Origin of the sequence: Enterobacter sp. V89_11 (genome assembly GCF_029967775.1) — a bacterium.
GTDB lineage: Bacteria > Pseudomonadota > Gammaproteobacteria > Enterobacterales > Enterobacteriaceae > Enterobacter > Enterobacter ludwigii.
In genome coordinates, this window is sequence record NZ_JASCAN010000016.1 from 98802 (window position 1) to 114827 (window position 16026).

Below are 16026 nucleotides of genomic sequence, written 5' to 3' on the forward strand. Positions count from 1 at the left end.
CCTGTGACCCCATCATTATGAGTGATGTGCTCTAACCAACTGAGCTACGTAGCCATCTTTTTTTCGCGTTACCTTATCGGCGTTGCGGGGCGCATTATGCGTATAGACCCTTGCAGCGTCAACACCTTTTTCAACGAAAATAGCCGGAATGTGACTGTTTGGTTAGGTTGCGAACAGCGTGACCGAATATTCGGCAATTATTGGTTATTTATCGTTTTTGGGGAGTGAAATAGGGGGCAAAAAAAATCAGGCCCCGCAGGGCCTGATTGGATGCTTTTCGATTACTTATAGGCAGACTGGTGTACGCCTACCGCACGTCCTGATGGATCGTTCATTGACTTGAAAGATTCATCCCATTCAATGGCTTTAGCCGAAGAACAGGCAACGGACGGGCCGCCCGGAACACACTCCGCCGCACTCGGCACCGGGAACAGCTCTTCAAAGATTTCACGGTACAGATACGCTTCTTTGGAGCCTGGCGTGTTGTACGGGAAGCGGAAGCTCGCGGTTTCCAGTTGCTGATCGGAAACCTGTTTTGCCGCCACCTCTTTCAGGGTGTCGATCCAGCTATACCCGACACCGTCAGAGAACTGCTCTTTCTGACGCCATGCCACGCTCGCCGGCAGGTAGGATTCGAAACATTCACGCAGGATATGTTTCTCCATTTTGCCGTTGCCGCACATTTTGTCCTGCGGGTTGATGCGCATTGCCACGTCGAGGAATTTCTTATCCAGGAAGGGAACACGGGCTTCCACACCCCAGGCAGACATCGCTTTGTTGGCGCGTGCGCAGTCAAACATATGCAGCGCCTGCAGTTTACGTACTGTCTCTTCGTGCAGCTCTTTTGCGTTCGGCGCTTTGTGGAAATAGAGGTAGCCGCCAAACACTTCGTCAGACCCTTCACCGGAGAGCACCATCTTAATGCCCATCGCTTTGATCTTACGCGACATCAGGTACATCGGCGTGGAAGCGCGAATGGTGGTCACATCGTAGGTTTCGATGTGATAGATAACATCGCGGATCGCATCCAGGCCTTCCTGCACGGTGAAGTGGATCTCATGGTGCACAGTACCGAGATGGTTTGCCACTTCCTGCGCGGCTTTCAGATCCGGTGCACCTTCCAGGCCCACAGCAAAGGAGTGCAGTTGCGGCCACCAGGCTTCTGAACGTTCCTGATCTTCAACACGACGCGCGGCGAATTTCTTGGTGATCGCGGAGATCACGGACGAGTCCAGCCCGCCGGAGAGCAGTACGCCGTAAGGCACATCTGACATCAGGTGGCTTTTAACAGAATCTTCCAGCGCCTGACGTAGTTCGGCTTTATCAGTCACGTTGTCTTTAACCGCATCATAGTCGAACCAGTCGCGCTGATAGTACTGACGGATCTCGCCGTCTTTACTCCACAGGTAACTTCCTGCCGGGAACTCTTTAATGGTGCGGCAAACCGGTACCAGGGCTTTCATTTCTGAGGCGACATAAAAGTTGCCGTGTTCATCGTGACCCATATACAGCGGGATAATACCAATATGGTCGCGGCCAATCAGATAGGCATCTTTTTCGCTGTCGTACAGGGCGAAGGCAAACATACCCTGCAGATCATCGAGGAATTCCGGGCCTTTCTCCTGATACAGCGCCAGGATCACTTCACAGTCAGAACCGGTCTGGAAGGCGTAACGGTCGCCGTACTCGGCGCGCAGCGCCTGATGGTTATAGATTTCACCGTTGACAGCCAGCGCGTGTGTTTTTTTCTCGTTATACAGCGGCTGAGCACCGGCGTTGACGTCAACAATGGACAGACGTTCGTGTGCCAGGATGGCTTTATCGCTGGCGTAAACGCCGGACCAGTCCGGGCCGCGATGGCGCATCAGGCGGGACAATTCGAGTGCCTTTTTACGCAGTTCGCCTGCGTCAGTTTTAATATCCAGTACGCCAAAAATTGAACACATAACCTTCTCCGTTAACCCTGTTGCTTTGTAATGTTGCTTGCTTATGAAAATGCCGCAAAGGGGGAGGGCGCGCAAGGGTTTTACGGGATAAAACGGAAATAGTGCAATGCTGATTGCCGAATAGTGAAAAACGAGTACGTCATGAACGCTTTTATTGATGATTATGCAATAAATCGGCTGTTTTGTTAGCTGTGGGTTTTTTTGTCGGGCGTGAAAATAAAAAACCACGCGCTGAGGCGTGGTTTGGGATCAGATAATATCAATCTCTTCGACGGAGGGATAAATCCAGCTCGGCCGGAAGGGCATGGCGTCAATATCGTCGAGCGTGGAGACACCGGAAAGCACCAGAATGGTTTCCAGGCCCGCCTGGAATCCGGCCAGGATATCGGTGCGCAGGTTGTCGCCGACAATCACCGTTTCTTCAGAGTGGGCCTGCATCTTGTTCAGCGCAGCACGGATGATCCACGGGCTGGGCTTGCCCACGTAGAACGGTTTCCGGCCAGAGATCTTTTCGATACCGGCACACAGCGCGCCGCAGGCAGGGTAAAAACCACGGCCGTGGGTATCCGGGTTGGTGGCAATAAAACGCGCACCGTTGGCAACAAAGTAGGAGGCTTTGTGCATCATCTCCCAGTTATAGGAGCGCGTTTCGCCAACGATCACAAAGTCCGGGTTCACATCTGTGATGGTAAACCCTGCCTTATATAACTCGTGGATCAGCGCCCCTTCACCCACCACGTAGGCCTTTTTTCCTTCCTGGCGCTTGAGGAAATCAGCGGTGGCCATGGCAGAGGTATAAAACACGCTGTCCGGCACGTTGACGCCTGCTGTGGCAAAGCGGTTTGCCAGGTCCTGACCGGTCTGAGAAGGGTAGTTCGTGAGAAGAACCAGAGGCATTCCTTTGTCGATGATGCGGTGAAGAAACTCCGCAGCACCTGGTACAGCAACGTTGTCGTGCATCAGCACGCCGTCGATATCACAAATTACATTCTTAATGGTCATGGACATTCCGACATCAAAAAAAGAAGGCGTTACTATAAGACCCGATCAACTTTCCAGCAAATGTTGCAACAGAATACCGTTGAGCATGGCGCGTTTAACCAGCGCAAATGCGCCTATTGCTGAGCGATGGTCAAGCTTAGAACGAACGACGGGAAGGTTCTGGCGGAAGGCTTTCAGCGCCTGAGTGTTAATGCAGCCTTCAATGGCGGGCAGCAGGACCTTCTCGGCCTCCACAATCTCACCGGCGATCACCACTTTTTGCGGGTTAAACAGGTTGATGGCGATGGCGATGGTTTTACCCAGATGGCGACCCACCTGCTCAATAACTTCACAGGCCAGCGCGTCGCCTTTGTTGGCGGCTTTGCAGATAGTCCCTATCTTGCAATCGTCCAGCGTGACGCGGCTCTGGTAACCCTGTTCAAGCAGATGGCGCACCCGCTGTTCAATCGCCGTGTTGGCGGCAATCGTCTCCAGACAGCCAAAGTTTCCGCAGTGGCAGCGTTCGCCAAGCGGCTCTACCTGAATATGACCAATCTCACCGACGTTACCGTTGCGGCCAATAAAAATGCGGCCGTTAGAGATGATGCCTGCCCCTGTCCCCCGGTGTACGCGCACCAGAATCGAATCTTCACAATCCTGGCTCGCACCAAAGTAGTGCTCTGCCAGGGCCAGAGAGCGGATGTCGTGCCCCACGAAACAGGTCACTTTAAAGCGTTTTTCCAGCGCATCTACCAGCCCCCAATTCTCAACCTTTATATGGGGCATATAACGGATCACGCCGCTTTCGGGGTCTACCAGGCCTGGCAGGATCACCGAGATCGCAATCAGTTCACGGATTTTGCGCTGACAGCTCTCGATAAAGTGTTCAATGGTATTCAGCAGCGCGTGTTCCAGCGTCTCCTGAGTGCGCTCCGGAAGCGGGTAGTGTTCTTCCGCGATGGCTTTGCTGCTCAGATCATAGAGCGTAAGCGTGGTGTCATGACGACCAAGACGGACGCCGATCGCCTGAAAATTGCGGGTTTCGGTAATAATGGAGATGGCGCGGCGGCCTCCGGTGGAGGCCTGCTGATCGACTTCTTTGATCAGTCCGCGCTCAATGAGCTGACGGGTAATTTTTGTCACGCTGGCGGGAGCAAGCTGGCTTTGTTCGGCTATCTGAATGCGCGAGATTGGCCCGTGTTGGTCAATCAGACGATAAACCGCCGCGCTGTTAAGTTGTTTAACGAGATCGACATTACCGATTTGAGCTTGTCCGCCTGGTGTCATACTTTTACTTACTCAGTGACGACCTCGTTACCATTAACGATGGTCTTGATAATTTTATAATCGTGTGTGAATGCCGTCAGGTTTGCAACCATACCTGGTGCAATTCCGCCAAGCTGTTTATCTACGCCCATCGCGCGCGCAGGATAAAGGGTCGCCATACGCAGGACTTCATCAAGCGCAATCCCGCAATGTTCAACCAGGTTACGCACCCCTTCAATCATCGTCAGGGAGGAACCACTCAGCGTACCGTTTTCATCAACACACAGTCCATTGCGGTAGTATATTGTTTTACCGGCAAAAATGAACTGCTCAATATTTGCCCCTGCCGGTGCGGTGGCATCGGTTACCAGACAGAGTTTGTCACCTTTCAGGCGCTTGGCGTTGCGAATGTTGGTGTAATCGACGTGCAAGCCGTCAGCAATAATGCCGCAGTAAACGTCCTGCTCATCGAGAATTGCCCCGACCAGCCCAGGTTCACGACCGGTGATATACGGCATCGCGTTGTACAGGTGCGTCGCAAAGGTAATGCCGGCGCGGAAACCTGCTTTCGCTTCTTTTTGCGTTGCGTTTGAATGGCCCGCTGAAACGACAATCCCGGCGGCGGCCAGTTTGCTGATAACGTCAGGTCCCGCGATTTCAGGAGCCAGCGTCACTTTGGTGATCACATCGGCGTTGGCACACAGGTAGTCGACCAGCTCAGCGTCAGGTTTACGCACGTAATCCGGGTTATGCGTCCCTTTTTTCACGATGTTCAGCCACGGTCCTTCAAGATGCAGACCCAGCGCCTGATTAGGGTGTTTTGCCAGGTAGTCGCGCATCACGCGGATACCCTGTTTCATGAGATCATCACTGCTGGTGATGAGGGTTGGCAGATAGCTGGTGCAGCCCGATTTCTCGTTGGCTTTCTGCATGATTTCCAGCGTGTCGACCGTCACCGCCTCCGCGGTATCATTAAATTGCACACCGCCGCAGCCGTTCAGCTGTACGTCGATGAAACCGGGGGAGATTACTGCTCCATTGAGTGAGCGCTGTTCAATCCCCGGCGGCAGCTCTGCCAGCGGGCAAACACGTTCAATCAGGCCATTGGCGATAACAATCGCATGGTCATCCAGAATATCATGGCCGGTATAAATCCGACCGTGGGTTAAAGCGTACATAACGACCCCCGGTTAAAAAAAGCGGCCGCCTCTTGATGAAGAGGCGGTTATTCAATTACAGACCTTTGATGTTCTCAGCTTCTAACTCGTTGAAGTATTTCAGCGTTTTCACTTTCAGCTCCATCGTGGACGGTTCGTCGCACACGATGACTGATTTTGGATGCAGCTGCAGGCAGCTGATGGTCCACATGTGGTTAACGTTGCCTTCAACGGCAGCCTGGAGCGCCTGCGCTTTCACGCCGCCCAGAACCAGAATCATCACTTCTTCGGCATCCAGCAGGGTACCTACGCCTACGGTCAGGGCGTATTTTGGAACCTGGTTAACATCACCGTCAAAGAAGCGGGAGTTTGCCACGCGCGTGTCATGGGTCAGGGTTTTAATACGCGTACGGGAAGCCAGAGAAGAGGCCGGTTCGTTGAACGCGATATGGCCATCGTTGCCCACGCCACCCATGAACAGGTGGATTTTACCGTAGGAACGGATTTTTTCTTCATACTGACGGCATTCTGCGTCAATATCAGGCGCGTTTCCATTGAGCAGGTTAATGTTTTCAGCCGGAATATCAACGTGATCAAAGAAATTACGGTGCATAAAGCTATGGTAGCTTTCCGGATGATCCTTGGGTAAGCCGACATACTCATCCATGTTGAAGGTCACAACATGTTTAAAGCTAACCTGGCCTGCTTTATGCATTTCAACCAGGGCTTTATACGCGGTCAGCGGCGTGCCGCCGGTAGGAAGGCCGAGAACGAAAGGACGATCGGCGGTGGGTTTGAACGCGTTAATACGGTTTACGATATGACGGGCGGCCCATTTACCGACTTGTTCAGCAGTTGCCAGGGGAATCAGTCTCATTGTTCACCTCAAGAGTTAAAGTAGAAGAGTGGGCGGATGGCTATCGGAACCTGAACTAAGCGTAACCTGGAACCTTTCAGGCCGGATCAATCCGTCTTGATTTTTTGAATGATAAAATAAGTTTTCACTGTTAGCCAGAGAAAGGGAGGGTTATTAACGATATTTGGTGACAAAAATCACAAAAAATACGTGTTTAATTTGCGATACGAATTAATTTTTCACACACTCACAATGCCAGTGAATCATCAACTGTATTTATCGTTGTCGACACAATAAAAACATAGTTTATGCACGAGCCTTAATAAGGGTCTCGTAGGGGGAATAGGATGAATATTTTAGGTTTTTTCCAGCGCCTCGGTAGGGCTTTGCAGCTCCCTATCGCCGTGCTACCGGTTGCAGCACTGCTGCTGCGATTCGGGCAACCCGATCTGCTTAATGTGCCATTTATCGCGCAAGCGGGTGGCGCGATTTTTGACAATCTGGCGCTGATTTTCGCCATCGGTGTGGCATCCAGCTGGTCAAAAGACAGCGCGGGTGCAGCGGCGCTGGCCGGGGCTGTCGGTTACTTCATCCTGACGAAAGCGATGGTGACGATAAACCCAGAAATTAACATGGGCGTTCTGGCAGGTATCATTACCGGTCTGGTCGGCGGGGCTGTTTATAACCGTTGGGCGGGGATCAAACTGCCAGACTTCCTGAGCTTCTTTGGTGGAAAACGTTTTGTGCCGATTGCGACAGGCTTCTTCTGTCTGATTCTGGCCGCGATCTTTGGCTACATCTGGCCACCGGTGCAGCACGCTATCCATGCGGGCGGTGAGTGGATTGTTTCCGCTGGCGCAGTGGGTGCGGGTATCTTCGGTTTCATCAACCGTCTGTTGATCCCAACCGGCCTGCATCAGGTGCTGAACACCATTGCCTGGTTCCAGATTGGTGAGTTTACCAACGCCGCGGGCGCGGTATTCCACGGTGATATCAACCGCTTCTACGCAGGTGACGGCACCGCGGGCATGTTCATGTCGGGCTTCTTCCCTATCATGATGTTTGGTCTGCCGGGCGCGGCGCTGGCTATGTACCTGGCCGCACCGAAAGCGCGTCGTCCAATGGTTGGCGGGATGCTGCTGTCAGTTGCCATCACCGCGTTCCTGACCGGTGTTACTGAGCCGCTGGAATTCCTGTTCATGTTCCTGGCTCCGCTGCTGTACCTCATGCACGCTGTGCTGACGGGTATTAGCCTGTTTGTTGCAACGCTGCTGGGTATCCATGCGGGCTTCTCCTTCTCCGCCGGCGCGATCGACTACGTGTTGATGTACAACCTGCCCGCGGCGAGCAAGAACGTCTGGATGCTGGTCGCAATGGGTCTGGTGTTCTTCGTTATCTACTTCGTTCTGTTCAGCGCAGTCATTCGTATGTTTAACCTGAAAACACCAGGCCGCGAAGATACGAAAGACGACATCGTTACTGGCGAAGCTAACAGCAATACCGAAGAAGGGCTGACCCAGCTGGCAACCAATTATATTGCCGCAGTAGGCGGTACGGATAACCTGAAAGCTATCGATGCATGTATCACTCGTCTGCGCCTGACGGTAGGTGATTCTGCGCGCGTTAACGATGCCATGTGTAAACGCCTTGGCGCATCCGGCGTGGTGAAACTGAACAAGCAGACCATCCAGGTTATCGTGGGTGCGAAAGCGGAATCGATTGGCGATGAAATGAAGAAAGTGGTTGCCCGTGGACCGATCGCGGCTTCTGCAGCGAACAGCGCGCCAGTGACGGAAGCCCCGGTGGTAAAACCGCAGGCCGTCCCTAACGCAACGACCATTGCCGCGCTGGTTTCACCGATTACCGGTGAAGTGGTTGCGATTGAGCAGGTGCCTGACGAAGCGTTTGCCAGCAAAGCTGTCGGTGACGGTGTGGCGGTGAAACCAACGGACAAAACCGTGGTGTCACCGGCTGCCGGGACCATTGTTAAAATCTTCAACACCAACCATGCGTTCTGCCTCGAAACAGAAAAGGGCGCGGAGATCGTTGTCCATATGGGTATCGATACCGTCGCGCTGAACGGTCAGGGCTTTACTCGCCTGGTGGAAGAGGGGGCCGACGTGGTGGCAGGTCAGCCGATTCTGGAAATGGATCTGGATTACCTGAACGCTAACGCGCGCTCCATGATTAGCCCGGTCGTTTGCAGCAATATCGACGACTTCAGCGGCCTGGTAATTCAGGCGAAAGGTCAGGTCGTTGCGGGCCAGACGCCACTGTATGAGATTAAAGGCAAGTAATCGCTCCTGAGTAGAGTCATGCCTTAAGCGGCGGGGGTTTTCCTCCGCCGCTTTTTTTTGCAGCAATTGCCCCCATTATTTTCTTCAGAGACGTTTTAAGGGTTGTCACTACGTCCGGCTTATAAGATCATATGCCGTTATACGTTGTTTACGCTTTGAGGAATCCACGATGAGTGAGGCTGAAGCCCGCCCGAGTAACTTTATTCGTCAGATCATCGATGAAGATCTGGCCAGTGGTAAGCACACCACAGTTCATACCCGTTTCCCGCCGGAGCCAAACGGCTACCTGCATATTGGTCATGCAAAATCGATCTGCCTGAACTTTGGCATCGCGCAAGACTACCAGGGACAGTGCAACCTGCGTTTCGATGACACCAACCCAGTAAAAGAAGACATCGAATACGTTGAGTCTATTAAGAATGACGTGCAATGGCTGGGCTTCAACTGGTCTGGCGATATCTGCTACTCCTCTGACTATTTTGATCAGCTGTATGCCTATGCGGTCGAGCTTATCAATAAAGGTCTGGCGTATGTCGACGAGCTGTCTGCTGAAGAGATCCGCGAATACCGCGGCACGCTGACCGCGCCGGGTAAAAACAGCCCGTTCCGCGATCGCAGCGTTGAAGAGAACCTGGCGCTGTTTGAAAAAATGCGTGCGGGTGGCTTCGAGGAAGGTAAAGCGTGCCTGCGTGCCAAAATCGACATGGCATCACCGTTCATCGTGATGCGCGATCCGGTTCTGTACCGTATCAAGTTCGCTGAACACCATCAGACCGGTAACAAGTGGTGCATCTACCCGATGTACGACTTTACCCACTGCATCAGCGATGCGCTGGAAGGCATTACGCACTCCCTGTGTACGCTGGAGTTCCAGGACAACCGCCGTCTGTACGACTGGGTTCTGGATAACATCACCATCCCGGTGCATCCGCGTCAGTACGAATTCTCTCGTCTGAATCTGGAATACACGGTGATGTCCAAGCGTAAGCTGAACCTGCTGGTGACCGACAAGCACGTTGAGGGCTGGGACGATCCGCGTATGCCAACCATCTCGGGTCTGCGTCGCCGTGGTTATACTGCCGCGTCTATTCGCGAGTTCTGTAAGCGCATCGGCGTGACCAAGCAGGATAACACCATTGAGATCGCCTCTCTGGAATCCTGCATCCGTGAAGATCTGAACGACAACGCGCCGCGCGCAATGGCCGTCATCGATCCGGTAAAACTGGTTATCGAAAACTACCCGCAGGGCGCGAGCGAAATGGTCTCCATGCCTAACCATCCGAACAAGCCGGAAATGGGCACCCGTGACGTGCCGTTCAGCGGTGAAATCTGGATCGATCGTGCTGACTTCCGCGAAGAAGCGAACAAGCAGTACAAGCGTCTGGTGCTGGGTAAAGAGGTGCGTCTGCGTAACGCATACGTGATCAAAGCTGAGCGTGTTGAGAAAGATGTGGAAGGGAATATCACCACCATCTTCTGCTCTTACGACGCTGAAACCCTGAGCAAAGATCCGGCAGATGGCCGCAAAGTGAAAGGCGTGATCCACTGGGTAAGTGCAACACATGCGCTGCCGGTTGAAATTCGCCTGTACGATCGTCTGTTCAGCGTGCCTAACCCAGGTGCAGCAGAAGACTTCCTGGCGACAATCAACCCGGAATCTCTGGTCATCAAGCAGGGTTATGCTGAGCCGTCTCTGAAAGCCGCTGAAGTGGGCAAAGCGTTCCAGTTCGAACGTGAAGGCTACTTCTGCCTCGACAGCCGTCACAGTACCTCGGAAAAACCGGTGTTTAACCGTACCGTTGGTCTGCGTGATACCTGGACTAAAGTCGGCGAATAATAACGCTGCTCTGGTCAATGAGAGACAAACGCCGCGTAATGCGGCGTTTTTTTATTGAATGATCATATCGTTAAGCGCGAGCAAAAATAATGTCTGCGCAATATTCAGGTCAATGTGGTGCTACTTATTTTTCTAAAAAAAGTTTGTATATTTCTGAAAATAGTGAAGACCTGAAAATAACCAGTAATTTACACAATTACTGGCTTAAATTTAATGACTTGCCCCGCCAAATCTCGTCTCCCGCTAAATGTTACAAAGCACTACGAATTATGTGCACTTCGTCATAATCCTGACTTTTGCCCACTGAAAAGCATTGATAATTCGCGTCGCGAAAAATAACCTAAAGGCGGTAGTTAATTCGAGGGTATTTCTGACTACCCCTGACCTTTTGGTCTTTTATATTTTTCGCCGTTCAGGCGTTTTAATTCGTCAAAGAGGAATAATCTATGCGTACGTTCAGTGGCAAACGTAGTGCGCTGGCGCTGGCTATCGCCGGTGTGACAGCAATGTCAGGCCTGGTGATTGCGCCAGAGGCTAAGGCAGCAGGTTTCATCGAAGATTCTACCCTCACGGGCGGTATTTATTACTGGCAGCGTGAACGTGACCGTAAAGACGTTACTGAAGACAAATACAAAACCAACCTTTCTCACTCTACCTGGAACGCCAACCTCGACTTCCAGTCAGGCTATGCCGCCGATATGTTCGGCCTGGATATTGCCGCATTCACGGCAATCGAAATGGCGGAAAATGGCGACAGCGGACACCCGAACGAAATTGCCTTCTCGTCCAGCAATAAGGCCTATAAAGAAGACTGGTCCGGCGATAAAAGCGGTATCAGCCTGTATAAAGCCGCTGCAAAATTCAAATATGGTCCAGTCTGGGCGCGCGGCGGATATATTCAGCCAACTGGCCAAACCCTGTTAGCGCCACACTGGAGTTTTATGCCTGGTACTTACCAGGGCGCTGAAGCTGGCGCTAACTTTGACTACGGTGATGCGGGTGCGTTGAGTTTCTCCTATATGTGGACCAACGAATACAAAGCCCCGTGGCATATCGAAATGGATAAGTTTTACCAGAACGATAAAAAGACCAAAGTGGATTACCTCCACTCGCTGGGTGCGAAGTACGATTTTAAAAACGACCTTGTGTTAGAAGCCGCCTTTGGTCAGGCTGAAGGTTATATCGATCAGTATTTTGCCAAAGCCAGCTACAAGTTTGATATCGCAGGGAGTCCGTTGAGTACCAGTTACCAGTTCTACGGCACGCGAGACAAAGTCAGCGATGGTGGCGTCAACGATATTTATGACGGCACGGCCTGGCTGCAGGCGCTGACCTTAGGCTACAAAGTGGGGCAGGTGGATTTGCGTCTGGAAGGGACATGGGTGAAGGCGGAAGGGCAGCAGGGCTACTTCCTGCAGCGTATGACCCCGACTTACGCATCTTCCAACGGTCGTCTGGATATCTGGTGGGATAACCGCTCTGACTTCAACGCCGACGGCGAAAAAGCGGTCTTCTTCGGCGCAATGTATGACCTGAAAAACTGGAACCTGCCGGGCTGGGCGGTGGGCGCCTCCTACGCGTATGCCTGGGACGCCAAACCGGGCGACATGGCCACACCGGATGCGTACTACGATCCGAACTACCGTCTGAAAGAGTCCTCTTACAGCCTGGATGCCATCTATACCGTGCAGGATGGACGTGCGAAAGGCACGATGTTCAAGCTGCACTTCACGCAGTATGACAACCACTCTGATATTCCAAGCTACGCGGGCGGTTACGGCAACATCTTCCAGGATGAACGTGACGTGAAATTCATGGTTATCGCACCATTCACTATCTTCTGATGAACGCTCCGGCGGGTTCCGTCCCGCCGGAATGGAGACTGCACATGATGAAAAAAATGGTAATCGTCGCGTTGCTGGCCTCGGGGCTGGTGGCTTGCGCCCAGGACCCGGCACCGAAAGAAGATTCTCGCCTGAAGGAGGCTTACAGCGCCTGCATTAACACCGCTGAAGGCTCACCGGAGAAAATTGAAGCCTGCCAGAGCGTGCTGAATGTGCTGAAGAAAGAGAAGGCGCATGAGCAGTTTGCGACGCAGGAAAATGTTCGCGTGATGGACTATCAGGCCTGCATTCAGGCGCGTAAAACCGGTAACGATCAGGAAGTGGCGAAGCGTTGCGACCAGATCTGGAAGGAAATACGCAGTAACAACGGAAATTAATTAAGCGTGTTAAGGCCCGGTGGCGCTGTGCTTACCGGGCTTTTTTTCGCCGGGTGACAGGCAAAAAAAAGCCAACCTTGCGGCTGGCTCAGAGTATGAAAGTTCGACTTATTTGGCGTCGTGTGCGTGATCGTCTTCGCGGCAATCACCTTCAGCACAGTGACCATACAGATACAGGCTATGGTTGGTCAGGCGGATACCATGACGAGCAGCGATTTCACGCTGACGTGCTTCGATGGAATCATCGCTAAATTCAATGACCTTGCCACAATCCAGGCAGATCAGGTGATCGTGGTGCTGCTGCTGGGTCAGTTCGAATACAGATTTACCGCCTTCGAAATTATGACGGGTAACAATGCCCGCGTCATCAAACTGGTTCAGCACGCGATAGACGGTTGCCAGCCCAATCTCTTCACCCATGTCGATAAGACGCTTGTAAAGGTCTTCCGCACTGACATGGTGATTGTCTGGACCCTGAAGCACTTCAAGGATTTTTAACCGAGGAAGCGTAACTTTCAGGCCAGCCTTCTTTAATGCGGTATTGTTGTCAGTCATGCGGAATCTGTCCTGTTGCTAAACGATTCACTTCTGGAGGAAGTGACAGAAAATGCACCTGGAATAATGCGTCTCATTATAGAACTGCCATGGCTAAATGAAAACTGCAAGTCTCAGGCAAAGTATGCTTATAAAAACGTGGTATCACCGACAAACTTACTCAATGGCACCCCATTTTACCTGGGAGACATTGTACAGGTCTGGGCGAAAAAGTTAAAAGATTGTAGCGATTAATTTAATCGTTTGACCCGGTTCCTGGGCGCAACCGGGGTTGCGCCACACTAACAATCAGGCGTTAAGAATATCGTCCAGGTGCAGTTCTTCGCGGATCTGCTTCACCCACTTCTCAACGCGCTCTGCGGTCAGTTCTGGCTGACGGTCTTCGTCGATCGCCAGACCCACGAAGTGGTCGTCATCGGCCAGGCCTTTAGACGCTTCGAAGTGGTAACCTGCAGTCGGCCAGTGGCCTACGATAACTGCACCATTCGGTTCAATGATATCGCGGATAGTGCCCAGCGCGTCACAGAAGTACTCAGCGTAGTCTTCCTGATCGCCGCAGCCAAACAGGGCGACCAGCTTGCCGTTGAAGTCCACTTCTTCCAGCGTCGGGAAGAAATCATCCCAGTCACACTGGGCTTCACCGTAGTACCAGGTTGGGATACCCAGCAACAGGATGTCATAGCCTTCGAGATCTTCTTTGCTGCTCTTGGCGATGTCATGCACATCGGCAACGTCTTTACCGAGCTGTTTTTGAATGTTTTTTGCGATATTTTCGGTATTGCCGGTATCACTGCCGAAGAAAATGCCGATGATTGCCATGAGTAAAATAACCTCTTGAAACTTAATGGTATGGTGGCGCAATTTGTCCACGGATAAGGGCAATAATAGCAGAACTGGCAACCCCGCGGAAACAGCTATCGCGCAGGACTGCACTCTGTGCTACATGAAAAGGGTAAGAAAGGGGATTTTCAGACTTATGCCTGGCGGCGCAACGTCTCAAGCTGGGCGATCAACATCTCTTCAATGAGCTCGCTACGGCTGATATTACGCGCTTCAGCCAGTTCGTTAAGCGCATCGACGGCGTCGGCATTGAGCTTCAGTTCGACACGCTTAAGCCCACGATTTTTATCGCGTTTAAGCTGGTTGCGTTTATTAATACGCAGCTGTTCATCGCGCGAAAGCGGATTCGTTTTCGGTCGTCCCGGTCGACGCTCATTCGCGAACAGATCTAGTGTCGTACGGTCCGTTTGTTCTTTGGCCATGATTCTGAGACTTCGGGGGAAACAAGCCGCCCTGCTATTGCCCGGGCGATGAGCGCGCCATCATACATCACCAAAAACGGCACGCCAACGACTGGAAGCCCGCAACCTTCCAGTCGCTCTCTTTTTAATCAATTCGCAGTATCAGAGAGATAGCGGCGGATGGCGCGTAACACGGCGTCAGGTTTTTCCGCTTGAACCCAGTGTCCGGCACCGGCGATGACATGGGCGCGGGCCTGCGGGAATTGCGCCAGCAAGGTGTCGCGGTAGGCGTCAGTGACATAAGGGGAGTTACCGCCGCGAATAAAGAGGGTAGGGTGTTGCCAGGCGGGCACCGTATCCCAGCCGACGATGTTGTTGTACTGCGCCCAGAGTACCGGCACGTTGAAACGCCACTGGCCGTCGACAAACGACTTCAGCAGAAACTGAATAACGCCTTCTTCATTAAGATGTTCGCGCATGACGGCTGTGGCCTGTTGGCGGGTTGAAACCCCAGCCTCTGTCACCGCAGTGATGGCAGCAAAAATGTCGTCATGACGGCGCACGTCGTAATCCACCGGAGCAACGTCGATCACGACCAGACCGTTGATTCTGTCCGGTGCCAGCGCCGTCAGGGCCATTACCGCCTTACCGCCCATAGAATGCCCGATGAGCGTCACCTTCTGAAGATGGTTGGCATCAAGCGTATCGAGCAGATCCTGGGCCATTGCCGCGTAGGTCATCTCCTCTGAACGCCCGGAAAGACCGTGATTTCGCATATCGACCTGCAAAATATCGTGATCGGTAACCAGATCGCGCGCCAGCACCCCCAGGTTATCCAGGCTGCCAAAAAGCCCGTGAACCAATACGATGGGAGAATTATTGTTCGGCGATTGTGCAGTTTGCGCTCGGGTATTCAATTTCATGGCAAAGTTCTTTTTTTACGTATGTCAGGTTAGGGTATCATGTTGACCATTCTGCCGCCCGGCTGCAAGGTTCCAGTTTAATCTGACTTTTGCCGCCAACCTGGTTTGACGCTATCCGCTGTTGGAATTTAACTTTATAATCCCAACGACTTGTATTCAGATAAGATATCGCACTGGATTAAGATGAAAACAATCGAAGTTGATGACGAACTCTATCAGTATATTGCCAGCCAGACGCGGCATATCGGGGAGAGTGCGTCCGACATTTTACGGCGCATGCTTAAAATTTCCGCCGCCTCACAGCCTGCTACCCCAGTCACTAAAGATGTCGTGTCTCAACAAAACGTTGTTGCACAAGCAAAACCTGCCGTCGCGCAAGTGAAAGACAAAGTACGTGCGATGCGCGAGTTGCTGCTCTCTGATGAGTACGCCGAGCAGAAAAAAGCGGTTAACCGCTTCATGCTGGTGCTGTCTACACTCTATTCACTGGATAACAAAGCGTTTGCTGAAGCGACCGAGTCGCTGCACGGTCGTACCCGCGTCTATTTCGCAGGCGACGAGCAAACGCTGCTGCAAAATGGCAACCAAACCAAACCTAAACATGTCCCGGGCACACCGTACTGGGTCATCACCAATACCAATACGGGCCGCAAGTGCAGCATGGTTGAACACATCATGCAGTCCATGCAGTTCCCGGCGGAATTGATTGAAAAGGTTTGCGGTACAATTTAACCCTTGCATCAGAA

The 16026-nt window shown here is 52.4% G+C and carries 14 protein-coding genes and 1 pseudogene; 5 read left to right on the plus strand and 10 right to left on the minus strand.

Going from position 1 to position 16026, the window contains the following annotated elements:
* Positions 1-281: 281 nt before the first annotated feature.
* The 5 genes from asnB to nagB form a co-directional block, all read right to left on the minus strand.
* Positions 282-1946, minus strand: a complete 1665-nt coding sequence (asnB, locus tag QLG09_RS14050) for an asparagine synthase B (RefSeq protein WP_010428626.1) — start codon at positions 1944-1946, stop codon at positions 282-284.
* A gap of 249 nt (positions 1947-2195) precedes the next feature.
* Entirely contained in the window at positions 2196-2948 is a 753-nt protein-coding gene (gene nagD, locus QLG09_RS14055) for a ribonucleotide monophosphatase NagD (RefSeq protein ID WP_020884984.1), read from the minus strand.
* A 45-nt stretch (positions 2949-2993) separates the two neighbouring features.
* The gene (locus tag QLG09_RS14060) at positions 2994-4214 is read right to left on the minus strand and encodes an N-acetylglucosamine repressor (protein ID WP_014169139.1); all 1221 of its coding nucleotides are present in this window, start codon (positions 4212-4214) and stop codon (positions 2994-2996) included.
* An 8-nt stretch (positions 4215-4222) separates the two neighbouring features.
* Positions 4223-5371, minus strand: coding sequence for an N-acetylglucosamine-6-phosphate deacetylase (gene nagA / locus QLG09_RS14065; protein WP_014169141.1), 1149 nt, complete (start codon positions 5369-5371; stop codon positions 4223-4225).
* Positions 5372-5426: 55 nt separating this feature from the next.
* Positions 5427-6227: a glucosamine-6-phosphate deaminase gene (nagB, locus tag QLG09_RS14070; RefSeq protein WP_008501061.1), complete on the minus strand. Its 801-nt coding sequence runs from the start codon at positions 6225-6227 to the stop codon at positions 5427-5429.
* Positions 6228-6553: 326 nt separating this feature from the next.
* Between nagB and nagE the strand changes: the two genes are divergently transcribed.
* The gene (gene nagE, locus QLG09_RS14075; RefSeq protein WP_282488995.1) at positions 6554-8503 is read left to right on the plus strand and encodes a PTS N-acetyl glucosamine transporter subunit IIABC; all 1950 of its coding nucleotides are present in this window, start codon (positions 6554-6556) and stop codon (positions 8501-8503) included.
* A gap of 169 nt (positions 8504-8672) precedes the next feature.
* Positions 8673-10340 (plus strand): glutamine--tRNA ligase, encoded by a 1668-nt coding sequence (glnS, locus tag QLG09_RS14080; protein WP_282488996.1) that lies wholly within the window; start codon positions 8673-8675, stop codon positions 10338-10340.
* 270 nt (positions 10341-10610) lie between these two features.
* Here the strand turns inward: glnS and QLG09_RS14085 are convergent.
* A pseudogene (locus QLG09_RS14085) lies at positions 10611-10694 on the minus strand (methionine synthase); the annotation flags it as partial.
* Between the two features lie 92 nt (positions 10695-10786).
* Between QLG09_RS14085 and chiP the strand changes: the two are divergent.
* Positions 10787-12184, plus strand: a complete 1398-nt coding sequence (gene chiP, locus QLG09_RS14090) for a chitoporin (RefSeq protein WP_086532792.1) — start codon at positions 10787-10789, stop codon at positions 12182-12184.
* A 47-nt stretch (positions 12185-12231) separates the two neighbouring features.
* On the plus strand, positions 12232-12561 hold the full coding sequence (chiQ, locus tag QLG09_RS14095; protein ID WP_025204664.1) for a ChiQ/YbfN family lipoprotein: 330 nt from the start codon (positions 12232-12234) through the stop codon (positions 12559-12561).
* A gap of 108 nt (positions 12562-12669) precedes the next feature.
* Here chiQ and fur read toward each other — a convergent pair whose 3' ends face one another.
* The 4 genes from fur to ybfF all read right to left on the minus strand — a co-directional run bounded on the left by fur (position 12670) and on the right by ybfF (position 15280).
* Positions 12670-13116 (minus strand): ferric iron uptake transcriptional regulator, encoded by a 447-nt coding sequence (gene fur / locus QLG09_RS14100; RefSeq protein WP_014169146.1) that lies wholly within the window; start codon positions 13114-13116, stop codon positions 12670-12672.
* Between the two features lie 288 nt (positions 13117-13404).
* A complete protein-coding gene (gene fldA / locus QLG09_RS14105) occupies positions 13405-13935 on the minus strand; it encodes a flavodoxin FldA (RefSeq protein WP_008501067.1) in 531 nt (176 codons plus the stop codon).
* A gap of 155 nt (positions 13936-14090) precedes the next feature.
* Positions 14091-14378 carry a LexA regulated protein gene (gene ybfE, locus QLG09_RS14110; protein ID WP_014169148.1) on the minus strand — a complete coding sequence of 96 codons (288 nt, stop codon included), beginning with the start codon at positions 14376-14378 and terminating at the stop codon, positions 14091-14093.
* Positions 14379-14506: 128 nt separating this feature from the next.
* Positions 14507-15280 (minus strand): esterase, encoded by a 774-nt coding sequence (gene ybfF, locus QLG09_RS14115; RefSeq protein WP_282488997.1) that lies wholly within the window; start codon positions 15278-15280, stop codon positions 14507-14509.
* A gap of 183 nt (positions 15281-15463) precedes the next feature.
* Between ybfF and seqA the strand changes: the two genes are divergently transcribed.
* A complete protein-coding gene (seqA, locus tag QLG09_RS14120; RefSeq protein ID WP_020884977.1) occupies positions 15464-16012 on the plus strand; it encodes a replication initiation negative regulator SeqA in 549 nt (182 codons plus the stop codon).
* Positions 16013-16026: the final 14 nt, after the last annotated feature.